The organism is Rhodococcus sp. ACPA1 (assembly GCF_002300195.1).
GTDB classification, from domain to species: Bacteria; Actinomycetota; Actinomycetes; order Mycobacteriales; family Mycobacteriaceae; genus Rhodococcus_F; species Rhodococcus_F opacus.
The window spans coordinates 41,922-66,547 of the sequence record NZ_NSDX01000012.1 but is presented as its reverse complement, the minus strand read 5'-3'; the positions used below and the strand labels follow the sequence as shown (position 1 = coordinate 66,547).

Here is a 24,626-nt window from a genome sequence, read left to right as displayed (position 1 = left end):
GCCCACCGCGAACCCCCTCGTGTCGGCTGGTCCGGATCAGCGTGTCACGTCGAGTGCGTCGACGTCGACGCCTGCTGCGGGAAGCAGGTGGTAGAACGCGCGTTCGCACAGATCGATCATGTCCGTGCGGTCCATGGTCGGTTCGTCGAGCCACGACAGCACGATCTCTTCCATGAACGCCTGCCAGCCCGAGATCGCGGCCTCGAGCGCGGGTGTCGTCGGCACCCCGAACTCGGCCAGCGACGCGCCTATCCAGCGGGTGAACGTGCGCCGCATGCCGCGGTAGATCTGCCGCATCCGCTCGTCACCGCTACCGGCCATCCGCATGACCGCCAGGTAGATGGTGGGGTGCTCGATCACCGCGTCCGCGAACGTTTCGACGCCGGCTCGGAGCTGCCCGGACACGGGGAGCGTCGCGTCGGGGGTCATCCGGCGTTGCAGTTCGGAGGCCGAGGCCTCGAGGACGGCGTTGCGAAAACCCTGCTTGTTCTTGAAGTAGTGGAACAGCAGGGGTGGGGAGACGCCCGCCTCGGCCGCCACCTGGTCCATCGACAGATCGTCGAACGGCACCGTCTCGAGAAGCCGGACGGCCACGTCGAGGATCTGCGCGCGCCGATCTTCGGGAGAGCGGGGTGCGGCGGCCACCCCTGCACTCTATTGAGGAACCCTCGAGGCGTCCATTGACTTTTACTCAACGGGATACGTAACCTCGGGTAACACATACCGAGTGTGAGGAGCGCAACAATGTCGGATTTCGATGTCGTCGTCAATGGTGGGCTGTGGTTCGACGGAACCGGATCCGCGCCCCGGCGCCGCAATCTCGGCATCCGCGACGGTGTCGTCGTCCGCGCATCGATCCGTCCGCTGCCCGTCGGGCCCGACACCGAGATCATCGATGCGGCAGGCAAATGGGTGGTCCCCGGGTTCGTGGACGTGCACACCCACTACGACGCCGAGGTGCTCGTCAGCCCCGGACTGCCGGAGTCGGTGCGACACGGCGTGACCACCGTCGTCCTCGGAAACTGCTCCCTGTCCACCGTGTACTCGACGCCGCGCGAGTGCGCCGACCTGTTCAGCCGGGTCGAGGCCGTGCCACACGACTCCGTGCTCAGGATCCTGGACGAGAACAAGATCTGGCAGAGCCCGGCGGAGTACGTCGAGGCACTCGAATCGCTGCCGCTCGGCCCCAACGTCGCCGGTTTCATCGGGCACTCCGACATCCGCACCCACGTGCTCGGCCTCGGCCGGGGCACCGACAAGCGGACCAAGCCGAGTGCTCGCGAACTCGAGCGGATGGGCGCGATGCTCACCGAGGCCGTGGACGCCGGCTTCCTCGGCCTGTCCTCGATGACCAATGCGCTCGACAAGATCGACGGCGACGAATACCGTTCGCGCTCATTGCCGTCCACGTATGCGCGATGGAAGGAGTTCCGCTTCCTCAACCGCATCCTGCGCGAGCGCGGCAAGATCCTGCAGAGCGCGCCGACGATCAACCTGCACCCCAACATCGCGGGATTCTTCGCGGAGAGTTCGGGTCTGGGACGACGCAAGCCTCTCAAGACGTCGCTGTTGTCGGCCGCGGATTCGAAGGCCTACCCGCCGATCGTGTACTTCATGCTCGCCGCGGCACCGCTGCTGAACCGCTTCGCCAAGACCGATTTCAAGTGGCAGCACCTCCCGGTGCCGTTCACCGTCTACGCGGACGGCATCGACCTCGTGGTGTTCGAGGAGTTCGGTGCCGGCGCGGCGGCACTGCATCTGAAGGACGAGGTGGAGCGAAACGCCCTGCTGCAGGACGAGTCCTACCGACGCCGGTTCCGCAAGGATTACGACAACAAGTTCAGCCCCCGCATCTGGCACCGCAACTTCTACGACGCGATGATCGTCGGGTGTCCCGACGAGACGCTGATCGGCAAGACGTTCGGCGCGGTGGGTGACCTGCGTGGCGTGCACCCGGTCGACGCGTACCTCGATCTCGTCGTGCAGTACGGCACCGACCTGCGGTGGCGGACCACCATCGCCAACCATCGTCCCAAGTTCGCGAAGAAGCTCGCGGCCAGCTCCGGGGTGCAGATGGGATTCGGCGACGCGGGTGCGCACCTGCGCAACATGGCGTTCTACAACTATCCGATCCGGTTGCTGAAGAAGGTCAAGGACGCGCAATCCGACCGCACGCCGTTCCTGTCCGTCGAGCGTGCCGTCCACCGGCTGACGGGTGAACTGGCCGACTGGTACGGCATCGACGCCGGCCACCTGCGTGAAGGGGACCGCGCCGATCTGGTCGTCATCGATCCGGCGGGTCTGGACGCCACCGTGGACGGATTGTTCGAGGCTGAGGTCCCCGAGTACGGCGGTCTGCGCCGGATGGTCAACCGCAGCGACGGCGCGGCGGTCGCGACGGTGATCAACGGCAGGCTCGTCTACCGCGACGGGGAGTTCACCGGCGGGTTCGGCGTCACCAAGACGGGACGGTTCCTCCGCGCCGGTGCGTCGGCCGCCGACCGCAGCGAGCATGAGACGGCCGTCCGATGAGCGGCACGGAACGGATCGGCACGTTCACCCGGGACGGGCTCGTGTTCGACGTCCGCGACGAGGGCCCGATCGACGGCACGCCGGTGGTGCTGTTGCACGGATTTCCGCAGGACTCGCGCTCGTGGGACGAACTGGCGCCGCTGCTGCACCGGCGGGGATTCCGCACTCTCGCGCCCGACCAGCGCGGCTATTCGGCCGGGGCCCGGCCCCGCGCCCGCTGGGCGTACCGCGCCTCGGAACTGGTCGCGGACGTCGTCGCGCTCATCGACCAGGCGGGCCTCGGTCCGGCGCATGTCGTCGGGCACGACTGGGGCGCGGCGGTGGCCTGGGGTCTCGCGGCGGAACGGCCCGACCGGGTCCGCACGCTCACGGCGCTGTCGGTGCCGCACCCGGCGGCGTTCGTGCGGGCGATGCTCACCAGTCGCCAGATCCTGAAGTCCTGGTACATGTTCGCGTTCCAGCTGCCGTGGATTCCGGAGCGGGTGATCGCCTCGGACGGTTACGGCTACCGGGCGCTGCGCGCCAGCGGTCAGTCTGCGGACGGGGCGAAGCGCGACCTCGAGCCCATGCGCGACCGGACGCGAGCCCGGGGCGCCCTGAACTGGTATCGGGCCATGCCGTTCATCGCACCACGATCGGCGTCCCGGAAGGTCCGGGTGCCCACGCTCTTCGTGTGGAGCGACGGCGACACGGCGATCGGGCCGGTAGGTCCCGAGCTGACCGCACGCTTCGTCGACGGCCCGTACACCTACGAGGTGTTCCGCGGCGTGAGCCACTGGATCCCGGACGAGGCGGCCGAGCGCGTCGACGAACTACTCGGCAACCACCTGCTCGATCAGTCGTGACGCCGATCGATCCGTCCGCGCCACGTCGCCGGTGACCAAGCGGTCGAGGAGGATTCCCCGCAGCCCGGACACCGCGACCGTCGCATTCTCGCGGGCATCCGGAGCGGAGATCCCGCACCGGATCATCGCGTCGGCGACGGCGTCGATCAGCGTATGGATGGCCGAGGTGGCGAACTCGGCGAACGGGCCCCGCTGCACGCTCGCCACCCCCATCACCTGCAACAGAATCTTCGTGCTGACCGACGACTCGCCCTGGGTGGTCGACGTCCACAGCTCCGCGAGACCCGCACGCAGCCCGTCCCGGTCCGAGACTTCGGAGAACAGGGACGAGAAGCCGGGATGCTGCGTCGCCAGAGCCTGGACCAGCAGCTCCTCCTTGGTGCCGAAGTAGTAGATGAGCATGCGTGAGCTCGTGCCCAGTGCGGCGGCGAGCGGCCGGAGCGACAGGTCCGCGAGTCCGTGTTCGGCGATGTAGCCGACGACGTCGGCGAGGAGCTGCGCGCGCTTGGCGTGGTCGAGGGGGCGGGCCATGCGGTTGACTGTAGCGGACGGTACAGGTATTCATGACGGCATGACTGTAACGACTGCTTCAGAAATGCGGGATACCGGACGCCCGGTGGTGGTCACGGCGTTCGCCGCCATCACGTCGATCGCCGACGACGTCGACGGCACGTGGGAAGGGTTGTTGCGCAACCGGTCCGGAATCGGTGTGCTCGACGAGCCGTTCGTCGACCATTACGACCTTCCCGTCCGGATCGGTGGCAAGCTCACGGCGCACCCGGCCGAGCACCTGTCACGCGTGGAGCAGCGCCGCCTGTCGTTCGTCGAGCAGAGCGCCCTCGTCCTCGGCCGGCGCGCCTGGGCGAGCGCGGGCTCACCCGACGTCGACGGCGAGCGGCTCGCCGTCGCGATCGGCACCGGACTGGGCGGCGGGGACGCCCTGGTCGGCGCCGTCGACGCGATGCGCGCGAACGGGTACCGCAAGGTCTCGCCGATGTCCGTTCCCATGGTCATGCCGAACGGTCCCGCCGCCACCGTCGGGTTGGAGATCGGCGCGAAGGCTGGGGTGTTCGCGCCCGTGTCCGCGTGTTCGTCCGGATCGGAGGCGATCGCGCACGCCTGGCGGCTGATCGCCACCGGCGAGGCGGACGTGGTGGTGGCCGGCGGGGTCGAGGGGCAGATCGATGCGGTGCCCATCGCGAGTTTCGCGATGATGCGCGCGATGAGCACCCGCAACGATGAACCCGCACGGGCATCGCGGCCGTTCGACCGGGACCGGGACGGATTCGTGTTCGGTGAGGCCGGCGCGGTGCTCGTGCTCGAATCCGAGGAACACGCGAGGTCTCGCGGCGCGGAGATCCACGGCAGGATCCTCGGAGCCGGAATCACCTCGGACGCTCACCATATCGTCGCACCCGATCCGCAGGGCGCCGGAATTGCGCGCGCCATGCGGAAGGCGCTCGACACGGCGGGACTGAGCGGCGCGGACGTCGATCACGTCAATGCCCACGCCACCTCGACGTCCGTCGGCGACGCCTCCGAGGCCACCGCGATCGCCGCCGTCGCCGGGCAGGCATCGGTGTACGCACCGAAATCGGCACTCGGGCACTCCATCGGCGCGGTCGGAGCCCTCGAGGCGATCCTCACCGTCCTGACGGTGCGCGAACAGATCGTCCCGCCGACCCTCAACCTCGACAACCAGGACCCCGCCATCGACCTGGACGTCGTCGCCGGGTCGCCCCGACGTCAGCGCATCGACTATGCACTGAGCAATTCGATCGGTTTCGGCGGGCACAACGTCGCGCTCGCCGTCGGGCGGTACTGATCGGCTGTCCGCTGTCGGTGAACGCCACTCCGTCCGGGTGCGTCGTCTGGAAGACTCCGAAGGTATGGAAGCTCAGCGCAGACTGACGCTGGTGACAGCCGCTCCCGAGCAATCACGGGAGGAGCCGCTGGTGCGTGAGCTGTACGGGCGAGTGCTCCGCGAAGCCCGCCGGGACCAGGATCGGAGCCTCGAGGACGTCGCCGCCGCCGTTGGCATGTCGAAGCAGTACCTCTCCGAGATCGAACGCGGGAAGAAGGAGCCGTCGTCGGAAATGCTGCGCGCAGTGTGTGGCGCGCTCGGTCTGCCGGTGGAACACCTGCTGTTCCGGTCCGGGCGCCGGCTCGGCGCGACGAACCGGAACCCGGCGACCAGGAGCCCGAACCGGCAGGTGCCCACACTGCTCGCCGCCTAGCGCCTTCCGTCAGGCCGCGACGAGCGTATCGGCCAGGCCGTAGTCGATCGCTTCCTCGGCTGTGAAGATGCGGTCCCGGTCGGTGTCCCGCCGCAGGCGCTCGACGGTCTGACCGGTGTGTTTGCTCAGGATCGCCTCGGTCTGCGAACGGACCCGCATGATTTCCGCGGCCTGAAGCGCCAGGTCGGAGATCGTGCCGTTGCCCTGTGTCGACGGTTGGTGCAGCAGCGTCCGGGAGTGGGCCAGGACGTGGCGGTGTCCCTTGGTTCCCGCCGCCAGGAGCACGGCGGCGGCGGATGCGGCCTGACCCATGCAGTACGTGGCGATGGTCGGTCGGAGGAACTGCATCGTGTCGTAGATTGCGAGCATCGCCGTCGTGGAGCCGCCGGGCGAATTGATGTACAGCCCGATCTCCTGATCGGAACTGTCCGCCTGGAGGTGGAGCAGCTGTGCCATCACGACATTGGCGACTCCGTCGTCGATCTCGGTGCCCAGGAAGACGATCCGCTCGTTCAGCAGTCGGCTGAAGATGTCGAACGACCGCTCGCCTGCCGGGGTGCGCTCGATGACGTGGGGAATGGTGTATTGGGACATGGCTTCACAATCCAATTCTCGGGGCGGTGGTGTGCGGGGCGATCTCGGCGAACGAGGACACGACACGGTCGACGATCCCGTAGTCGCGGGCCTCGTCGGCGGTGAACCACCGGTCCCGGTCGCTGTCCTCGGCGATCTGCTCGACCGGATGCCCCGTCTCGGCGGCGAGGATCTCCTGCGACTGTCGTTTCATCCGTTCGAGGCTCTCGGCCTGGATGGCGATGTCGACGGCGGTGCCGCCGATGCCCGCCGAGGGCTGGTGCATCATGATGCGGCTGTGCGCCAGACTGATCCGTTTGCCGTGGGTGCCCGAGCACAGCAGTACCTGGCCCATGCTCGCGGCGAAACCCATGGCGACGGTCACCACGTCGTTGGGAACGAGCTTCATCGTGTCGTAGATGGCCAGGCCGGCGAAGACGGAGCCGCCCGGGGAATTGATGTACAGCACGATGTCGCGTTTGGGGTCGGCGGCCGCGAGCAGCACCAGTTCGGAGCAGGCCCGCTCGGCCATGGCGTCGTCCACCTCGCCGGTGAGGAGGATCGTGCGCTGGCGAAACAGTCTGTCCGCCAACAGGTCGCGGTAATTCAGGTCGGGTAGTGCGGCTGTGGTCATGCCTCCATTACTACCGCCGCGCCGGTGCCGGACCGGCAATTGTCTGCTGTGGGCAGACGACCTGCGCCGGGAGGTTCGGAAACCCGGCGACGGTGCCGCACCCACCCGGAAATGTGACGTAGATCGCGTACGTGGCGACACTCCGGCGTCGATCGCCGTGAACTGGGCGTTCGTGATTCGAGGTGGCCACGAGGAATCCAGTGGGTGAACGACTCACCACGGGCAGGTGAATGTCGGAAACAGACCGCTCGGCCAGTGGAATTGCCCGCGCGCGAAGGCGAACTCGCTGGTTAGGGTGCCCTCATGCACGTTCTGTTCGTCTGTAGCGGGAACGTCTGCCGCTCGCCGATCGCAGAGCGGCTGACGCACGCGTACGCGCTTGCCCACGGTCTGCCGCGCCTCACCGCGGAGAGCGCCGGTGTCCGAGCCCTCGTGGGCTTTCCGATCGAACCCGTCGCCGCCCGCGTCATCGAAGGCCTCGGCGCGAGCGCCGACGGGTTCCGAGCGCGTCGCCTGCGGCCAGAGATGATCAAACGCGCCGACCTCGTCCTCGCGATGACCGAGCAGATCCGGGACCGTTCGATGGAACTGCTCCTCGGGACGAGCCACTGCACGTTCACGCTTCGCGAGGCTCGCCGGATCGCCACCGACACCGGTGCCCGCACCGTCGCCGAACTCGCCGTCGCCCGAAGGGAGTACGGCGAGATCGACGATGCGAACATCAGCGACCCCGTCGGCCTCGGCGAGGCGGCGTTCGCGCAGGTGGGAGATCGGATCGCCGGCGAACTGATGCCGCTGCTCGACACACTCGACCTCGGCAGCGGCACGAAACGGGAACCCGAGCCGGAGCCCGAGCGCGAACCCGAGCCCGGACCGCGGCCGTCTCCGGTCGTCTACCTGCCGCTGTCGCCCAGGCCGCTGATCGCGGCGCGGGCGGCGTCGTCGATCCTCGACTATCCCGTCAGCTGGTCGCGCTGAACTGATAGTTGGCGAATCTCTCGTCCACCTGCTCGGCCGTGAGCCCGAATTCCTCGAGCGTGTACTTGTGGGAGGGGCGGCGGTCGCCGCTGCGACTTTCGGCGTGCATCGCCTCCATCGCCGACTGGGCCGAGGCGCTGAGTTCGAGCCCGAAGTGCGTGTAGACCCCTTCGACGGTGCCGAGGGGATCGGCCACGAAATCGTGGTAGTCGACGTCGATGAACTGAGCGGGATCGTGCCGGGTGCGCGCGGCGGTGAACTGCTCGAGCCCCCGGGCCCACAGCTCGAGCTGGCTCTCACCGATGACGCTGCCCCGGAACTTCTCCGACCACCCTTCCGTCGCCTGTTCCGCCAGGCTGCACACCGACGGGACGATCGTGCGCGGCGGCCGGTGGGTCTGGATGATCAGGGCGTCCGGATAGACGGCGAGCAACTCGTCGAGCGCGAACAGGTGGCTGGGGTTCTTCAGCACCCAGCGGCGGTCCCGATCGGGAAGCCCGATCAGCTGCAGGTTCTTCTTGTGCCGCTGATAGGCGTTCGTCCAGTCCTGGCCTTCGAGCCAGCAGGAATATGTCGGGAGAGACGCCAGGCACTCGTAGGAGATCGACTTGAACGTCTGCCGCAGCAGCTGCCAGCACTCCTCGACTTCGCTCGCCGACATGTAGTGCACGCCCATGAATTCGGGGCGTTCGATGTGGTGGCGGCTGAAACCCTCCTCGATCTTCTGAAACACCGGATTCGATTCCCAGGTCTCGCGCGGCGGACGGGGTTGGGGCATCTCTGTCAGCCACATCTCCAGGCCCTGATGCGACGGGTCCGCGGTGAGCAGCCGGTGCAGCGCCGTCGTCCCCGTGCGGGGAAGCCCGGTGACGAAGATCGGCCGCTCGATCCGCACGTCCGCGTGCTCGGGGTTCTGCTTCCACGCCGCCTCGCTCAGCAGCCGCGCCACCAGGGCGCCGCGGAGGAACACCCGGGACACCTTGCTGCCGAGCGGGGTCAGCTGCTCGTCGACGTGGTACGAGTCCAGCAGGACGCCGAGGGCCTCGGTGTAGTCGTCCACGCCGAAGTCGGTGAGGCCGGTCAGGCGGGTGGCCGAGGCGTGAAGGTCCTCGACCGTGCCGACGGTGGTGCGCTCGCTCATGATGCTCCGGTTCTCGTCGCTAGTGATGGAATTCGCCGCAGTTGACGTCGAGGCACTGGCCGGTCACGGCGCTCGCCAACGGTGAGGCCAGGAAGATCACGGCGTCGGCCACTTCCTCGGTTGTGGGGAGCCTTTTCAGATCGGTGTTCGCGGCGGTGTGTTCGTAGATCTGCTCGACGGTCGTCCCGTACTTCTCGGCCTGGTGCGTGAAGTACTGCTTCAACGTGTCTCCCCAGATATAGCCGGGAGCAACGGAATTGACGCGGATTCCCTGTGGTCCCAGTTCCGTGGCAAGCGACTGCGACGTCGCGAGCAGGGCGGATTTGGCCATCTTGTAGCTGCCGTACCGTTCCTGGGAGTGCCGGAGCACCATCGAATTGATGTTCACCACCGCTCCGTTCGCGTCGGCGAGTGCAGGGGTGAACAGCTGTGTCAGCCGCAACGCCCCGAGCACGGTCAGCTCGAAACTGCTGCGGATGTGGTCGAATTCCGTGCGGGCCAGTGGTTTCATCGACGGAACCGAGAACGCGTTGTTGATCAGCACGTCGACCTTGCCGTACGCGTCGACGGCCGCGGACACCAGATTCTCGGCCGATGCCTGATCCGTGATGTCGGTCGGGACGGTGACCGCGCGTCGGCCGACGGCGATGATCTCCTTGGCCACCTCGTCGAGACGCGACGCGGTGCGGGCGGCCAGCACCACGTCCGCGCCGGCGTCGGCGCAGCGGACGGCGAGGGTCCGGCCCAGGGCCGGTCCGACGCCGGAGATGACGACCACCTTGTCCTGCAGGAGTTGCGGAGTAGTCACCGCGCTCACCCCAGCATCCGGTCGGCGACCGCGGCCTGGCGTGCGGCGATGCGTTCGGCGAAGTCCTCGGGCGAGATCTTGTTGGAATCGTAGAACGGCAGCGTCCGATGGATCTCGTCGAACTTCACGACCTCGATGCGGGGACCGTCGTCCGGGGTCAGTTCGCGGGAGACGCGCTGCCAGCGGAACTGCAGGTAGCCGCGGAGGTGCCCGATGGTGGCGATCCAGTTGGCCACGCCGGGATTGCGCTCGCTGACGACGAGTCGGATGTGGTCGTCGGGATCCACCTGCGACTGGGCGACGTTCAGCGAGGTCTGGTGGTTGACGTAGTCGAGGGAGATGTACCACATGCTGCCCAGCTGAAAACCCTGGTAGGGCACGTCGGCTTTCGGGACGGTGATGACGATGGCCTCGTCCTCGGCGAGTTCGTAGTGCCCGACGGACGAGTACTGCGTGGCGAGGCCGCCCGGCGTCAGCCGAGGTTCGGTCATCGTGTTCACCGGCAGGTTCAGATAGAACCACTCCGGGAACTGCAGCCACGTCTTCACCCGGGAGACCAGGGCTGTGCCCGCGCGGGCGTAGCGCTTCTCGACGGCCTTCCGCGTGAGCGGACCCGGAGCCGTACCCGTCGTATCCGCCCTGGCGATGCGGATGGTGCCGCGATGCTGACTCCAATCGCTGTACACCTCCCGGACCACCAGTTGCGACGAACCCGGCGCGAGGGTGAAGTAGTTACGCCTGCCGGCGCTCCCGCCGGGCCCGAACCGCACCTCGAACGAGCCGTCGGAGGCGATGTCGATCTCCCGGTCGTCGAACGCGGTGACGCTGCCGGGAACGTGTGCGGCCGTGTAGTTTCCGCTCAGCACCTGGAAGCTCAGGTCCGCCGTGGTGCCGCGCCGCCCGGTGACCACGTATTCGACGTCGTCGTCGATCCGCGCGCCGAAGTACAGGGTGTCGGGGTTGTCGAGGCCCATCTTCATGTACGGGCCGGTGCCCGAGATGAACGTCGGGTGCGACCGTTCGGTGGCCCAGGCTGCGTGCGTCGTGGCGAGAATGCCGCCGGCGAGGTACTGGTAGCCCTCCAGCAGATCCTGTTCGGTGCGGATGTGGGGGGCGCTCTCGATCAGTTTCTCGGCCTCGGCCATGGCGTCGGCGAATGGGTCGGTCAGCACACCGTGCTCCTCACGATGGGAGTGGTACAAATATGTACCTGCGTGGTAGAACATTGATGAACCGACCATAGAACGTGTTCTAAGGAGTGGTCAATGGGACACGAGAACGAGACGCCCGACAGGGCGCAGGGCCGACGGTCGCCGCCCACCGAACGTGTGGTGCAGGTGCTCGACTTCCTGGTGGCGCGCAAGGAGCACCGCTTCGGTTTGTCGGAGCTGGCCCGGCAACTCGACATCAGCAAGCCCACCTGCCTGGGAATCCTCACCGAACTGGCCCGCGGCGGCTATCTCGTCCGGGATCCCGACACGAAGACGTACGGCCTCGGGCCCGCACTCATCGCGGCCGGCCGCGCGGCGCAGCAAGGATTCGCGGCCGGCCCGGTGGCGCGCACGCATCTCGCCGTGCTCAGTGAGGAGTTCCGGACCACGTGCACGGCGTCGGCGGTGGTCGGCGACCGTATCGCCGTCCTGGAGCTGACGAGTCCGCCCGGTGTGCGGGCGGCCGCCAAGGTGGGGGAGATGTACCCGTTCGCGCCGCCCGTCGGCCTGATGTACGTGCTGTGGGACGGCGACGACGCGCTGCAGTCGTGGTTGCGCCGGGAGCCGACCCTGCCGGTGCGCCTCGACCGCGACCGATTGCGCACCGTGGTGGACGAGTGCTCCCGCACCGGGTATCTCGTGGAGACGCTCACTCCCGTCGGTCAGCGCCTGCACACGCTCATGGCCGGGGTCGCCGCGCACGACCTGCCGCCGGAGTTGCGCGACGTGCTCGGTGAGATGGTGTCCAGCCTGGGGGAGCGGGTCTACCTGGACGCCGAGCACGCGGACCCCGCCGCACCGCACCCCGTCAGCCTCATCGCCGCGCCGACGTACGACGCAGAGGGCCATCAGGCCATGGTTCTGACGCTCTATGTCGGCACCGAACTCGCGCCGTCCGACATCGCGCGGCGAGGCAAGGCTCTCGCCGCGGCCGCGGATGCGATCACGGCGGAGGTGGGCGGCCGCCGGCCGCGGTGACGAACGGGCATTGACCGCAATCTGAAACACGTTCTATTCTCGGAGGTGCAATCATTTTCGACCGAGCTGGTCCAAATATGGACCAGTGACCGGTAAGGCACTCGCGACGAGGAATCGCCCATGACCGCACCGCCCGTGTACGAGTTGTCCCACCTCGGCGCGCTCGAAGCCGAAGCCGTGCACATCTTCCGAGAAGTGGCCGCCACGTTCGAGCGTCCGGTTCTGCTGTTCTCCGGCGGCAAGGACTCGGTGGTGATGCTCCACGTGGCCGCCAAGGCGTTCTGGCCCGCACCTCTCCCGTTCGCCGTCATGCACGTCGACACCGGCCACAACTTCGACGAGGTCATCGAGTTCCGCGACCGGACCGTCGACCGCCTCGACCTGCGGATGGTGGTGTCCAGCGTGCAGGACGACATCGACGCAGGCCGCGTCAGCGAGGAGACGGGTCCGCGGGCCAGCCGCAACCGGCTCCAGACCACGGCGCTGCTGCGCGGGATCCGGGACAACGGATTCGACGCCATCTTCGGCGGCGCCCGCCGCGACGAGGAGAAGGCCCGCGCGAAGGAGCGGGTGTTCAGCTTCCGCGACGAGTTCGGGCAGTGGGATCCGCGGGCGCAACGCCCCGAGCTGTGGAGCCTCTACAACGGCAGGCACCGCAAGGGGGAGCACATCCGGGTGTTCCCGCTGTCGAACTGGACCGAACTCGACATCTGGCAGTACATCAGCGAGGAGAAGATCGAACTGCCGCCCCTGTACTACGCGCACCGCAGGGAGGTCGTGCCCCGCGACGGAATGCTGTTGGCGCACACCCGGTTCCTGACCCTGCTTCCCGGTGACGAGCCGTACGAGGCCCTCGTCCGCTTCCGGACCGTGGGCGACGCCACGTGCACGGGCTGCGTCGAGTCGTCGGCAACCACCGCCGAGGCCGTGGTCACCGAGGTCGCCGCGAGCAGGCTGACCGAGCGCGGGGCCACCCGGGCCGACGACCGGATCTCCGAGGCCGGCATGGAAGACCGCAAGAAGGAAGGGTACTTCTGATGCCGCAGTTACTCCGGGTCGCGACCGCAGGCAGCGTCGACGACGGCAAATCCACCCTGATCGGCCGGCTGCTGTACGACTCGAAGGCGATCTTCGAGGATCAGCTCGAGGCAGTCGAACGCACCAGCCGCGAACGGGGCGACGAGCACGCCGACCTGGCACTGCTCACCGACGGTCTGCGCGCCGAACGCGAGCAGGGCATCACCATCGACGTCGCGCACCGCTACTTCGCCACACCGCACCGCAAGTTCATCATCGCGGACACCCCGGGGCACGAGCAGTACACCCGGAACATGGTGACCGGTGCGTCGACCGCCGACCTGGCCCTGATCCTCGTCGACGCCCGCAAAGGGATCCTCGAGCAGACGCGCCGCCACGCGTTCATCGCCAGCCTCCTCGGAATTCCGCACCTCGTGCTGTGCGTCAACAAGATGGATCTCGTCGGGTGGTCCGAGGACAGGTTCGAGGAGATCAAGGAGGAATTCCGGCAGTTCGCGATCAAGCTCGAGGTCCACGACCTCACGTTCATTCCGGTGTCGGCACTGCGCGGCGACAACATCGCGCAACGCACCGTCAACATGCCCTGGTACGAGGGAGGGTCGCTGCTGCACTACCTCGAGCAGGTGCACGTGGCCTCCGACCGCAACCTCATCGACGCGCGGTTCCCGGTGCAGTACGTGGTCCGGCCGCAGCGCCAGACCGATTCCGCGCTGCACGATTTCCGCGGGTACGCAGGCACGGTCGCCAGCGGCGTGTTCAAGCCGGGCGACGAGGTGGTGGCACTGCCGTCCGGATTCACCTCCACCGTCAGCGCCATCTGGGGTCCCGGCGGAACCCGCCTCGACGAGGCGTTCGCACCGTCGGCGGTGTGTGTGCAGCTCGCCGACCAACTGGACGTGAGCCGCGGAGATGTGCTGTGCCGCCCCAACAACCGTCCGCTCGTCGGACAGGAACTCGACGCGATGGTCTGCTGGTTCAGCGAACAGTCCTCGCTGACACCGGATGCGCGGTACACGCTGCTGCACACCACCCGCGCCACCAGGGCGTCCGTCGTGCGGCTCGACTACCGTCTCGACGTGAACACCCTGCACCGCGACGAGTCCGCACAGTCGCTCTCACTCAACGAGATCGGCCGTATCCAATTGAGGACGTCGCAGCCGCTGATGTTCGACCCGTACCGCCGCAACCACGTGACGGGCAGTTTCATCCTCGTGGACGAGTCGACCCACAACACCGTCGCCGCCGGCATGATCACCGGGCCGACGCTGTCGCGTTCCAAGGTGGTGTGGCACGCCGCGGCCGTCTCGCGGGACGAGCGGGCGACACGAGGTCGCACGGTGTGGCTGACCGGGCTCTCGGCGTCGGGAAAGTCGACGGTCGCGGTGGAACTCGAGCGGCGCCTGGTCGCGGCCGGGGTGCCCGCCTACCGGCTCGACGGCGACAACCTGCGTCACGGTCTCAACGCCGACCTCGGTTTCAGTGCGGAGGACCGCGCCGAGAACGTGCGCCGCGTCGGCGCCGTGGCACAACTGCTCGCCGACTCCGGGGTGGTCGCGATCGCGTCGCTGATCAGCCCGTACCGCGCCGACCGGGACCGCGTCCGCGAGCAGCACCGGGCCGCCGGGCTCGACTTCGTCGAGGTGTTCGTCGACACGCCGGTGGAACAGTGCGAGGCGCGGGACCCCAAGGGCATGTACGCGAAAGCCCGCGCGGGGGAGATCACCGGATTCACCGGGGTCGACGACCCGTACGAGGCCCCGGAGAACGCCGAACTCGTCCTCCGGCCCGGGGACGGCACGCCGACCGAACAAGCCGAGAGAATTATGGAATTGTTGAGACGTGATCACTGACGCACGACTCGCGGCCGACATCGCCTCCGGTGCCGGTGCCCTGCTGCTGGACATCCGCACCGCGGGACTCGGATCGGCGGACGGGCGTGAACTGGGCAGGCGGGGCGACGTCGCCGCCGACGCGTTCATTCTCGGCAAGCTCTCCGCGGAGCGACCCGGCGACGCGATTCTCTCCGAGGAGTCGGCCGACGACCGGTCGCGGCTGGAGAGTTCGCGGGTGTGGATCATCGACCCGCTCGACGGTTCCAAGGAGTACGGACTGCCCGGGCACTCGGACTGGGCCGTGCACGTCGCGCTGTGGGAACGCGGTCGGGGCATCACGGCGGCAGCGGTCGCGCAACCGGCACTGGGTGCCGTGTATGCCAGTGACGACGACAGCCATGCGGTGCATACCGAACAACTTCCGGCACGACCACGGATCGTCGTGTCCGCCAGCAGGCCGCCTGCCTTCGTCGACGCCGTCGCGACGGAGATCGGCGCCGAGGTCGCCACCATGGGTTCGGCCGGAGCGAAGGCAATGGCGGTGCTCCGCGGAGACGTGGACGCCTACATCCACTCGGGCGGGCAGTGGGAATGGGACTCGGCCGCACCCGTCGGCGTCGCCGAGGCCGCGGGCCTGCACTGCTCACGGATCGACGGAACCCCGTTGGACTACAACGAATCCCACCCGTACCTGCCCGACCTCCTGATCTGCCGGCCGGAGCTGGCTCGGCCGCTGCTCGCCGCGATCGCGACACACGCCACCGACACGGCCGACAGCGGCCGGGTCGCGATGGCCAGGGCCTACATCGATGCACTGGTCAGCCACGACGCCACCAAGGTGCGTCTCGCGGACAACGCCTGGCGGGTCGAGAACGGTCAGCACACGGGCGAATCGGGGGCGTTCATCCGGGACGAACTCGAGAACGGCCTGCAGTATCAGGCCATCCAGGCCGTGCGCGAACTTTCCTTCCACGAGTGGGGCGACAACGTGGTGGCCCGGTTCGTGCTCGACCTCGGGGCCACGCCCACCGAGGTGACGTCCGTCCGGATCACGGAACATTTCGACATCCCGGCCGGGGCGATCCAGTCCGTCATGGCCATCATCGAACCGTCCGCGATCGAAAGGGAGAACCGATGACCCCGGATCAACTGGTCACCCAATTCTGTGCCGAGTGGATCGAGCCCGATCCGGCGAAGATTGCGGAGTACTTCGCCGAAGACGCCGTCTATCACAACATTCCGATGGAACCCGTCATCGGTCGTGACGCGATCCGCGAGTTCGTCGCCGGCTTCATCGCGGCCTTCGGCGGCATCGACTTCCGTGTGCACCGGCAGGTCACCGACGGCGGGCAGAGCCCCAACGCCGAGGAATCGAGCGGCGTGGTGATGAACGAGCGGATCGACGTGTTCACGCTGAACGGCAACGTCGTCGAACTGCCCGTCGTCGGTGTCTTCGAGATCACCGACGGCAAGATCACCACCTGGCGCGACTACTTCGACATGGCACCGATCCAGGCTGCTGCCGGCGGTGGATAGCGGCCCGATGATCGCCGTCCCGGCCGGGCGGGTCACGCTGTCGGATCGCCGAACCACCCGCAGCTGGAGCGTCGAGCTGGGCGCCTTCGAGATCGCCGTCCATCCGGTGACGCAGGGGGAGTACGCCGACATCACCGGCGAGTGGCCGGGCACCACGCGGGGAACGCGGCTGCCGGTCGACGGAGTGTCGTGGCGGGACGCGATCCTGTTCTGCAACACCCTGTCCGAGCGCGCCGGGCTCGCCGCCGCCTATAGGGTGACCGGCGACGACGTCGTGTGGGACACCATGGCCGACGGGTACCGGCTTCCGGCGGAGGCCGAATGGGAACGCGCCTGCCGGGCGGGCACCACGGGTCCGCGGTACGGCCCGCTCGACGCGATCGCGTGGTACCGCGGCAACTCCGACGGCCGGTCGCAGGACGTGGGCGGGAAGCAGCCGAACGCATGGGGCCTGCACGACACCCTGGGCAATGTGTGGGAGTGGTGCTGGGATCTGTACGACCCCGAGGTGTACGGCACGTACCGGGTCCTGCGCGGCGGTGGGTGGTTCGACGAGCACTGGAGTTGCCGTGCCTCCGTGCGGCGGCGCAGTCACCCGACCTACCGCATCGACGACGTCGGATTCCGTCTCGCCCGCGGTGCATTCACTCCTGACCAAATGTTGACGTCAGGTTCAAGTTAGCTCTAGGCTGAGCTCGGGAGTATGACGACGGTCACATCCGGAGAGGGCGAGTCTGCATGAGCCAGGTCAACACGGTCCGCGGGCCGATCGACAGCGCCGAACTCGGACGCACGTACATGCACGAGCACGTGTTCGTGCTGACGCCCGACGTGCAACAGAACTACCCGGACGAGTGGGGGAGCGAGGACGAGCGGGTCGCCGACGCGGTCACCAAGCTGCGCGCGCTGGCGGAGCAGGGTGTCCGGACCATCGTCGACCCCACCGTCGTCGGCCTCGGCCGGTACATCCCGCGCATCCAGCGGGTCGCGGACCAGCTTCCCGAGCTGAACATCGTTGCCGCAACAGGGCTGTACACCTACGACGACGTGCCGTTCTTCTTCCACTACCGCGGTCCGGCTCTGGACGCGATCGTGGGGGCCGAGGTCCCCGACCCGATGGTGGACATGTTCGTGAAGGACATCGAAGAGGGGATCGCCGACACCGGGGTCCGCGCGGGACTGCTCAAGTGCGCGATCGACCACCAGGGGCCCACGCCCGGTGTCGAGCGGGTGATGCGGGCCGTCGCGAAGGCGCATCGGCGCACCGGCGTGCCCATCACCGTGCACACTCACCCCGGCAGTGAGGCCGGATTGCACGTCACACGCGTGATGTGCGACGAGGAGGGGGTGCGGCCGGACCGGATCGTTCTCGGCCACAGCGGAGACAGCACCGACATCGAGCATCTGACCAGCCTCGCGGAGGCGGGCTTCGTCCTCGGGATGGACCGGTTCGGGATCAACCTGGAGACGACGTTCGAAGCCCGCGCCGACACCCTCGTCGAGATGTGCCGCCGGGGATTCGCGGGGCAGATGGTCCTGTCGCAGGACGCCTCCTGCTACATCGACTGGATCGACCCCAACCTGATGGCGGCACTCCCGCAGTGGCACTACCTGCACATCGAGAACGACGTGCTGCCCTACGTCCGCGAGCGGGGTGTCACCGAGAAGATGATCACCGAGATGCTGGTCGAGGTGCCTCGGCGATACTTCGAGAACGTCGACCCGTACTGACATGTCGCGCCCGCGAATTGCACCCACACCACCGGTCACGGCCCGGGGCGTCCGCACCCGCGATCGTCTCGTCGCGGCGGCCCGGGTGGTGTTCGAGCGCGAGGGGTACCTCGACGCCCGTCTCGTCGACATCAGCAAGGAGGCCGGACTCTCGACCGGATCGTTCTACACCTACTTCACCAACAAGGAAGAGGCGTTCGCGGCGGTCGTCGAGGTGACGCAGAACGACCTGCTGCATCCGGGCATGGGACGGGTCGCGGACGAAGGCGACGTGCACGCGGTCGTGGAGGCGAGCATCCGCGCCTACCTGCACGCGTGCCGCCGGAATGCGCGACTGCTGGCCCTGCTCGAGCAGGTCGCGCACGTCGACCCCGCATTCCGCGAACTGGAACGCTCGCGGGACGAGACGTTCTACCGGCGCAACGCGCGGGCGATCGCCGATCTGCAGGACCGCGGTCTCGCCGACGCCTCGCTCGACCCGATGCTGACGTCGAAGGCGTTGTCCGCCATGGTCGGAAGGATGGCCTACAGCTATTTCGTCGGACCGCCGAGCGAGCGGCGATCGCTCACGTTCGAGCAGTTGACCGCCGGACTCGCGCGGATGTGGACGAACGCGCTGCGCGTCCCCGACCGCGTGTGAGGGGCCGTCAGTAGCCGGGTGCGTGGAGGATGCGCAGAACGAGGTCGGCGTTGATGTCGCCCAGTTCCTCCGGCGTGAATTCGCCGTCGGGGCTGTACCACCGGCAGATGTCCACCGCGAGCGACATGATCGCGAGGACCGCGACACGGGGGTCGGGGATCAGGAACACCCCCTGATCGATCCCGTTCTGCACCTCTCGAATTGCCGCGACCCGGATCTGGAGCCGGGTCTCGGCGACCACCTCGCGGTGTTCGGGGGCGAGATGCCTGCTCTCGTACTGGGCGATGCGCGCGCGGCGGAAGTTCCGGGCGTGCATGATGCTGAATTCGCGGACCAGTGCCCGGACGCGGTCGATGGGGTCGGTGAACGGCGCCACGGCCTTCAGCACCAGCGCGAGCGCGCGCTCGTTCGACCGGCGGACGAGTTGGAACAGCAGATCTTCCTTGGAGGGGAAGTGCACGTACATCGCGGAGGGGCTCATCCCGGCCGTGGTGGAGATGTCCCTCGTGCGGGTGGCTTCGAAACCCTTGTCGGAGAACAGAGTCGTCGCCGCCCGGAGCAGGCGTTCCTCGGATGTCGGCGGACCAGGGCTCGGCTCCTCGGTCTCGGACACGTCGTCTCGCAGTTCGGTCATCGGTGGTCCTCTCCGCCGTATCGAGCTTCGTCCGCATCGGCGGGATCCGGCAAGATCAATCCCCTCGAGTGATTGACATCACACAGCTATTCAAACACACTAAGCAAGCGCTCACTGACTTGAAGTTGGCGTCATGTTCTGAAAAATCTGACTCCCACATCCATACGAAGACCTATCTCGAGGAGTGATCGGATGACTACATCCGCGGTGCAGCCGAGTAAGGACGCAGCCGGCGACACAGCCGTCTCGCGCAAGCGTGCGCATCGGAAACTGCTTGCGGCGGGACTCGTCGGCAGCTCGATCGAGTGGTACGACTTCTTCCTGTACGGAACCGCTGCGGCACTGGTCTTTCCCCACGTCTTCTTCCCCGACTCGTCGGCGTTGACGGGCACCCTGCTTTCGTTCAGCACGTTCTGGGCGGGCTTCGTCGCACGCCCACTCGGCGGACTCGTCGCCGGCCACTTCGGCGACAAGTACGGCCGCAAGCCGGCCGTCGTCACCTGCCTGCTGTTCATGGGACTGGCGACATTTCTCATCGGCTGCCTCCCGGGCGCCGCGACCATCGGCGTCGCGGCCCCGATCCTGCTGGTGGTCCTGCGGTTCGTCCAGGGCCTGGCGTGCGGTGGTCAATGGGGTGGGATCGTCCTGCTGCTGACCGAATCGGCGAGCCCGAAGCGCAGGGGATTCTCCGGGACCTTCGGCCAGATGGGCGTCTCCTTCGGCGTCCTGCTCGGCAACCTGGTGTTCCTCGGCGCCACCGCGGCGATCTCGAACGAGGCGTTCCTCAGCTGGGGCTGGCGGATCCCGTTCTTCGCGAGCGCACTGCTGTTCCCGGTCGTGCTCTACATCCAGACCAAGGTCGAGGACACCCCCGAATTCCGGGACCTGCAGGAGGAGGCACAGAAGAAGAACAAGACCGTCGTCCGCGCACCGCTGACGGAGGCGATCAAGGAACACTGGCGCAAGATCCTGCTCGGCTGCGGCCTGCTCGCCGCCACCAACTCCCTGTTCTACATCTCCATCGCCGGTGTGCTCAGCTACGGCACCGCGGAACTGGGGCTCGAGCGCAACGACCTGCTCGCGATCTCGCTGCTCAGCGCCGGACTCACGGTCGGTGTCGTGCTGTGGTCCGGGCACATGTCCGACAAGATCGGGCGCAGGCCGATGATCCTGATCGGCGCGGCGATGATCATCGTGTGGGCGTTCCCGTACTTCTGGCTGATCAACACCCGGAACCTGCTGCTGTTCTTCATCGCCGTCACGGTCGGCAGCGTCTTCCAGTCCATGACATACGGGCCGATCGCCGCGTACATGGGTGAACTGTTCGCTCCCAACGTCCGGTACTCGGCGGCCTCCCTCGCGTACCAGCTGGCGGCGATCACGGTCAGCGGCGGCACTCCGTTCATCATGACCGCGCTGATCGCCAAGACCGGAACCACCACGTTCGTCGCCGTCTTCGTCGCACTGATGGGGCTGGTCACGTTCCTCTGCGCGTGGAAGCTGCGCGAGACCAACACCGCCGAGGTCCGGAACGATCCCACCGCCGTGCCCGGCGCCCAGTTCTACTGACCGGCACTACAAGGCGGCGTGGGGTGGCTGGGACCCAGCCACCCCACAGCCGTCAGTTCGGCACCGTCAGCACGATCCGGCCCTCGCAGTCCCCGGATTCGAGGAGGCGGTGCGCCTCGGCGGCCTGCGCCAGCGGCAGCGTGGTGTGCGGCATGTTCACCGTGCCCGCGGCCACCCACTCGATCGCGCGGCGCGCGGCGGCCTCCGCGGCGGTCGGATCCTGCATCAGCAGTCCGCCGACGTTGAAACCCAGGACGGCGCGGTTGGCGAGCCACAACTCGTTGGCACCGACCCGCACGTCGTCCTCTCCGCTCGCATTGCCCACGGCGAGAAGCCGGCCCAGCGGCGCGAGCACCTCGAGGCTCTCGGCACGCAACCGGCCGCCGACCGGATCCACGACGATGTCCACCGAATCGATGCCCGCGTCCGACAGGGCGCTGCGAAATCCGTTGCTCGACACCACCAGGTCGTATCCGTACCGCTCGGCCTCCGCGGCACGTCGGGCAGACCGAACCGTGCCCAGCACCTGCGTGGCGCCGAGCCGACGGGCCACCTGTGCGGTGATGCCCGACAGGGCACCTGCGGCGCCGTGGATCAGCACCTGGCTTCCCGGACCGACATTGCCCACGAGTTCCAGTGACAGCAGCGCGGTAGTGGTATTCGGGACCAGCGCCACCGCCTCGGCGGCATCGAGGCGAGGGTCCACGGAATCGAGCGGGATCGTGATGGCCGCATCGGCCACCGACACTTCCGCATAGCCGCCCGCGGTCGGGCGAGAGAGCGTCACGACAGGCTGGCCGACCCGCAGATGATGCACGCCGGCACCGACTTCCCGCACCGTTCCCGCCACCTCGAGGCCCGGCACGATCGGTGGTGTCCCGCCGAACTCACCACGACGCATGAGGACGTCCGCCAACCCGACAGCGGCGTGCGAGACGTCGATACTCACCTGGCCGGGCCCCGGCTCCGGGACAGGAAGGTCGGCGGTCTCGAGGACGTCTACTTCGCCGAAATATGAAATGGTGATCGCGCGCATGGTCTACCTCGTCATCTCGTCGTCGCACGGGTACGGCCGCCACCGTAGTACGGTGACGGCCGCGACGAGCCCTCCGAGCGTGCTGTCAGTGGTCGCCGATCTCCAGCACGAGCTTGCCGGTGTTGGCGCCGTCGAACAGCAGATTGAGTGTGCGGCCGAAAGCCTCGACGCCGCCGGTCTCGACCTGTTCGCGGGTCACGATCTCGCCTGCCCGGATCCACTCCGACATCGCCTCCATGCCCTCGGGGAACCGGTCGAGGTAGTCGAACACGATGAACCCCGTCATCGACGCCCGGTTGACCAGTAGCGACAGGTACCGGGACGGGCCGGGCTGCGGGTCGGTGGCGTTGTATCCGGAGATCGCACCACACAGCGCGACCCGGGCGTCCTTGCGGAGCCGGGCCAGTGCGGCGTCGAGGATCTCGCCGCCGACGTTGTCGAAGTAGATGTCGATTCCGTCCGGTGCGGCGGCGCGCAGGGCCTTGCCGACCGATTCGGACTTGTAGTCGATCGCCGCGTCGAAACCCAGCTCCTCGGTCAGCCACGCGCACTTGTCCGGGCCGCCGGCGATGCCGATCACCGTGGCGCCCTTCAGCTTGGCGATCTGCCCGGCGATACTCCCCACCGCTCCCGCCGCCCCCGAGATGAGCACGGTGTCGCCCTTCTCCAGCTTGCCGATGTCGGTGAGGCCGAAGTAGGCGGTCATCCCCGGGAACCCGAGCGCGCCCAGCCACGTCGGCGCCGGGGCGAGCGACTCGTCGACCGCGAGTGCGCCGCGGCCGTCGGAGAGCGCGAACTCCTGCACGCCGAACTGTCCGGAGACGAGCTGTCCCTCCGGGAACTTCGCGTTCTTCGACGCCACCACCCGGCCGACGGCGTGGGTGCGCATCACCTCACCGATCGCCACCGGCGGCACGTACGACTTCACGTCGTCGAGCCACCCGCGCATCGCGGGATCGAGGGACACGTACTCCACCTTCACGGTGAATTCGCCGTCCGCGGGTTCGGGGATCGGTTCCGACGTGATCTCCCAGGTGGAGTCGTCGGGCCGGCCGACCGGACGCTTCGCCAGTCGGACCTGCCTGTTCACGGATGTCACGGTGTTCACCTTTCGGGTACTTCTGCGGTCAGTGCGTCGTTCTTCAGTGCGGTCCGGTCGATCGACCGCTTGAGGATCTTTCCGGTCGACCCCTTCGGGAGGGAATCGACGATCGCGACGATCCGGGGAATCTTGTATGCGGACAGTCGTTCCCGCGCCCAGCTGGTCAGGTCGCCTCCGTCCAGACCGGAACCGGGGACGGTGGCCACGACCGCGGCCACCTCCTCGCCGTAGTGGTCGTCGGGAACACCCACGACGGCGGCCTCGAGGATGTCAGGGTGTGTGTACAACACCTCCTCGACTTCGCTCGGGTACACGTTGTAGCCGCCGCGGATGATGAGGTCCTTGACCCGGTCGACGATGCGCAGATCCCCGTCCGCATCGATCTCGCCCAGATCCCCCGTGCGCAGCCAGCCGTCCGAGTCCAGGACGGCCGCGGTGTCGGACGGCCGGTTCCAGTAACCCTTCATCACGGTCGCGCCCTTCACGAACACCTCGCCGACGGTGCCGGGAGGGCAGGCGGTGGTGTCGTGGTCCCGCACCTGGACCTCCAGCCGGGGCACCGCGCGTCCGGTGAAGCCGATCTTTCCGCCGCGGTCGATGTCGTTGAACGTGCCGAACGCGGTGGTCTCGGTGAGCCCGTATCCCTCGAGGATGGTGCACCCGAAGCGGGACTCGAATTCGCGGGCCACTTCGCCCGGCAGCGACGCGCCCCCGGAGATGGCAATGCGCAGTTGCGTGAAGTCCTGCGAGTCGGCCCCGTCCGCGGCGTGGAGCATCGCGTTCCACATCGTCGGCACCCCGGCCATGATCGTGAGGCGGTCGCGTCGGAGGAGAGCGAGCATCGCGGCCGGGTCGAACCGGGCCAGCAGCGACAGCGACCCGCCGCCCGTGAACGTCGCCATCATGACCGAGGCCTGGCCGAAGACGTGGAACAGCGGAAGTCCGGTGCCCGTCCGGTCGTCGGTCGAACCGCGACTGCATTCGGCGCCGATCTCACCGCCGGACAGCAGGTTCCCGACCGTCAGTTCCGCGCCCTTCGGCCGCCCGGTGGTGCCGGACGTGTAGAGGATGGCGGCGGTGTCGTCGCGGTTCCGCTCGACGACGGGGACCGGCTCGGCGTCCGGTGCGGCGGCGTCGGGTGCGAGTGTCCAGACTGGGATGTCCAGTGCGGACGCGGCGTCGCCGATCGCGGGCCCGAGTTCGTGCCACACGACGGCGAGCGCGGCGCCGGCGTCGGTGAGGACGTACTCGGTCTCGGGCCGGGTGGACATCGTGTTCACCGGGACCACGACGCACCCCGCCGCCTGAATTCCCAGATACGCCACCACGAACTCGGGCACGGAGGGTGCGGCCAGGAGAATTCTGTCGCCGGGGGACAGGCCCGCTTCGGTGAGTGCTCCCGCATACCGGGTGCTCGCGTCGCGCAACTGTCCGTAGGTCAGGGTGCTGTCCGCACCCCGTAGTGCGATGTTGTCGGGAGTGGCGTCCGCGTGGCGGGACACCGGATCGATCACATTTGCCATGTCGTCAACCTCCGACGCGGTACAGGATTTTCCGGCCTCGACGGCACG

The 24,626-nt window shown here is 67.8% G+C and carries 25 protein-coding genes; 14 read left to right on the top strand and 11 right to left on the bottom strand.

Annotated elements, in window-relative coordinates; translation table 11 throughout:
* Positions 1-36 precede the first annotated feature (36 nt).
* Entirely contained in the window at positions 37-645 is a 609-nt protein-coding gene (locus CJ177_RS39355) for a TetR/AcrR family transcriptional regulator (RefSeq protein WP_095870258.1), read from the bottom strand.
* A 99-nt stretch (positions 646-744) separates the two neighbouring features.
* On the opposite strand from CJ177_RS39355, the gene CJ177_RS39350 reads away from it, so the two are divergent.
* Both CJ177_RS39350 and CJ177_RS39345 read left to right on the top strand, forming a co-directional pair.
* A complete protein-coding gene (locus CJ177_RS39350; protein WP_095870257.1) occupies positions 745-2,532 on the top strand; it encodes an amidohydrolase family protein in 1,788 nt (595 codons plus the stop codon).
* Positions 2,529-3,377, top strand: coding sequence for an alpha/beta fold hydrolase (locus tag CJ177_RS39345; RefSeq protein WP_005252891.1), 849 nt, complete (start codon positions 2,529-2,531; stop codon positions 3,375-3,377). Before CJ177_RS39350 ends, CJ177_RS39345 begins: the two co-directional genes overlap by 4 nt.
* On the opposite strand, the gene CJ177_RS39340 is transcribed toward CJ177_RS39345, so the two are convergent.
* Positions 3,345-3,908 (bottom strand): TetR/AcrR family transcriptional regulator, encoded by a 564-nt coding sequence (locus CJ177_RS39340; protein ID WP_005252892.1) that lies wholly within the window; start codon positions 3,906-3,908, stop codon positions 3,345-3,347. The genes CJ177_RS39345 and CJ177_RS39340 overlap by 33 nt on opposite strands.
* Positions 3,909-3,948: 40 nt before the next feature.
* Here CJ177_RS39340 and CJ177_RS39335 point away from each other — a divergent pair, with 40 nt between their 5' ends.
* Both CJ177_RS39335 and CJ177_RS39330 read left to right on the top strand, forming a co-directional pair.
* A complete protein-coding gene (locus CJ177_RS39335; RefSeq protein ID WP_061042769.1) occupies positions 3,949-5,202 on the top strand; it encodes a KasA/KasB family beta-ketoacyl-ACP synthase in 1,254 nt (417 codons plus the stop codon).
* A 64-nt stretch (positions 5,203-5,266) separates the two neighbouring features.
* Positions 5,267-5,614: a helix-turn-helix domain-containing protein gene (locus CJ177_RS39330; RefSeq protein ID WP_005252894.1), complete on the top strand. Its 348-nt coding sequence runs from the start codon at positions 5,267-5,269 to the stop codon at positions 5,612-5,614.
* A 9-nt stretch (positions 5,615-5,623) separates the two neighbouring features.
* Here the strand turns inward: CJ177_RS39330 and CJ177_RS39325 are convergent, their stop codons facing one another.
* Complete coding sequence (locus tag CJ177_RS39325) at positions 5,624-6,208, bottom strand: ATP-dependent Clp protease proteolytic subunit (protein WP_005252895.1); 585 nt, start codon at positions 6,206-6,208, stop codon at positions 5,624-5,626.
* Between the two features lie 4 nt (positions 6,209-6,212).
* A complete protein-coding gene (locus CJ177_RS39320) occupies positions 6,213-6,821 on the bottom strand; it encodes a ClpP family protease (RefSeq protein ID WP_005568279.1) in 609 nt (202 codons plus the stop codon).
* 303 nt (positions 6,822-7,124) lie between these two features.
* Between CJ177_RS39320 and CJ177_RS39315 the strand changes: the two genes are divergently transcribed.
* Complete coding sequence (locus tag CJ177_RS39315; RefSeq protein ID WP_095870256.1) at positions 7,125-7,799, top strand: low molecular weight phosphatase family protein; 675 nt, start codon at positions 7,125-7,127, stop codon at positions 7,797-7,799.
* Here CJ177_RS39315 and CJ177_RS39310 read toward each other — a convergent pair.
* The 3 genes from CJ177_RS39310 to CJ177_RS39300 are packed head-to-tail and all read right to left on the bottom strand — an operon-like array spanning position 7,783 to position 10,920.
* A complete protein-coding gene (locus CJ177_RS39310) occupies positions 7,783-8,940 on the bottom strand; it encodes a sulfotransferase (RefSeq protein WP_095870255.1) in 1,158 nt (385 codons plus the stop codon). The two genes, CJ177_RS39315 and CJ177_RS39310, sit on opposite strands and share 17 nt — an antisense overlap.
* 19 nt (positions 8,941-8,959) lie before the next feature.
* Entirely contained in the window at positions 8,960-9,757 is a 798-nt protein-coding gene (locus CJ177_RS39305; RefSeq protein ID WP_025432986.1) for an SDR family oxidoreductase, read from the bottom strand.
* Positions 9,754-10,920: a hypothetical protein gene (locus CJ177_RS39300; RefSeq protein ID WP_095870254.1), complete on the bottom strand. Its 1,167-nt coding sequence runs from the start codon at positions 10,918-10,920 to the stop codon at positions 9,754-9,756. The genes CJ177_RS39305 and CJ177_RS39300 overlap by 4 nt, the downstream gene beginning before the upstream one ends.
* Before the next feature lie 93 nt (positions 10,921-11,013).
* Between CJ177_RS39300 and CJ177_RS39295 the strand changes: the two genes are divergently transcribed.
* The 8 genes from CJ177_RS39295 to CJ177_RS39260 all read left to right on the top strand — a co-directional run bounded on the left by CJ177_RS39295 (position 11,014) and on the right by CJ177_RS39260 (position 18,714).
* Positions 11,014-11,937 carry a helix-turn-helix domain-containing protein gene (locus CJ177_RS39295; RefSeq protein ID WP_005252901.1) on the top strand — a complete coding sequence of 308 codons (924 nt, stop codon included), beginning with the start codon at positions 11,014-11,016 and terminating at the stop codon, positions 11,935-11,937.
* A 120-nt stretch (positions 11,938-12,057) separates the two neighbouring features.
* Complete coding sequence (cysD, locus tag CJ177_RS39290; RefSeq protein ID WP_005252902.1) at positions 12,058-12,975, top strand: sulfate adenylyltransferase subunit CysD; 918 nt, start codon at positions 12,058-12,060, stop codon at positions 12,973-12,975.
* Complete coding sequence (gene cysC, locus CJ177_RS39285) at positions 12,975-14,825, top strand: adenylyl-sulfate kinase (RefSeq protein WP_095870253.1); 1,851 nt, start codon at positions 12,975-12,977, stop codon at positions 14,823-14,825. Before cysD ends, cysC begins: the two co-directional genes overlap by 1 nt.
* On the top strand, positions 14,815-15,945 hold the full coding sequence (locus CJ177_RS39280; protein ID WP_095870252.1) for a 3'(2'),5'-bisphosphate nucleotidase CysQ: 1,131 nt from the start codon (positions 14,815-14,817) through the stop codon (positions 15,943-15,945). Before cysC ends, CJ177_RS39280 begins: the two co-directional genes overlap by 11 nt.
* Positions 15,942-16,343 carry a nuclear transport factor 2 family protein gene (locus CJ177_RS39275; RefSeq protein WP_005252906.1) on the top strand — a complete coding sequence of 134 codons (402 nt, stop codon included), beginning with the start codon at positions 15,942-15,944 and terminating at the stop codon, positions 16,341-16,343. The genes CJ177_RS39280 and CJ177_RS39275 overlap by 4 nt, the downstream gene beginning before the upstream one ends.
* Before the next feature lie 7 nt (positions 16,344-16,350).
* A complete protein-coding gene (locus CJ177_RS39270; protein ID WP_095870251.1) occupies positions 16,351-17,025 on the top strand; it encodes an SUMF1/EgtB/PvdO family nonheme iron enzyme in 675 nt (224 codons plus the stop codon).
* 56 nt (positions 17,026-17,081) lie between these two features.
* Positions 17,082-18,074 carry a phosphotriesterase gene (locus CJ177_RS39265; RefSeq protein ID WP_005252909.1) on the top strand — a complete coding sequence of 331 codons (993 nt, stop codon included), beginning with the start codon at positions 17,082-17,084 and terminating at the stop codon, positions 18,072-18,074.
* Position 18,075: 1 nt separating this feature from the next.
* Positions 18,076-18,714, top strand: coding sequence for a TetR/AcrR family transcriptional regulator (locus CJ177_RS39260; RefSeq protein ID WP_005252917.1), 639 nt, complete (start codon positions 18,076-18,078; stop codon positions 18,712-18,714).
* Between the two features lie 7 nt (positions 18,715-18,721).
* Here CJ177_RS39260 and CJ177_RS39255 read toward each other — a convergent pair whose 3' ends face one another.
* Complete coding sequence (locus CJ177_RS39255; RefSeq protein WP_095870250.1) at positions 18,722-19,348, bottom strand: TetR/AcrR family transcriptional regulator; 627 nt, start codon at positions 19,346-19,348, stop codon at positions 18,722-18,724.
* A gap of 192 nt (positions 19,349-19,540) precedes the next feature.
* Between CJ177_RS39255 and CJ177_RS39245 the strand changes: the two genes are divergently transcribed.
* The gene (locus CJ177_RS39245) at positions 19,541-20,917 is read left to right on the top strand and encodes an MFS transporter (protein WP_061042764.1); all 1,377 of its coding nucleotides are present in this window, start codon (positions 19,541-19,543) and stop codon (positions 20,915-20,917) included.
* Between the two features lie 52 nt (positions 20,918-20,969).
* On the opposite strand, the gene CJ177_RS39240 is transcribed toward CJ177_RS39245, so the two are convergent.
* The 3 genes from CJ177_RS39240 to CJ177_RS39230 form a co-directional block, all read right to left on the bottom strand.
* Positions 20,970-21,953 carry a zinc-binding dehydrogenase gene (locus CJ177_RS39240; protein WP_095870249.1) on the bottom strand — a complete coding sequence of 328 codons (984 nt, stop codon included), beginning with the start codon at positions 21,951-21,953 and terminating at the stop codon, positions 20,970-20,972.
* Between the two features lie 85 nt (positions 21,954-22,038).
* The gene (locus tag CJ177_RS39235) at positions 22,039-23,052 is read right to left on the bottom strand and encodes an NADP-dependent oxidoreductase (protein ID WP_095870407.1); all 1,014 of its coding nucleotides are present in this window, start codon (positions 23,050-23,052) and stop codon (positions 22,039-22,041) included.
* 5 nt (positions 23,053-23,057) lie between these two features.
* Complete coding sequence (locus CJ177_RS39230) at positions 23,058-24,578, bottom strand: AMP-binding protein (RefSeq protein WP_095870248.1); 1,521 nt, start codon at positions 24,576-24,578, stop codon at positions 23,058-23,060.
* Positions 24,579-24,626: the final 48 nt, after the last annotated feature.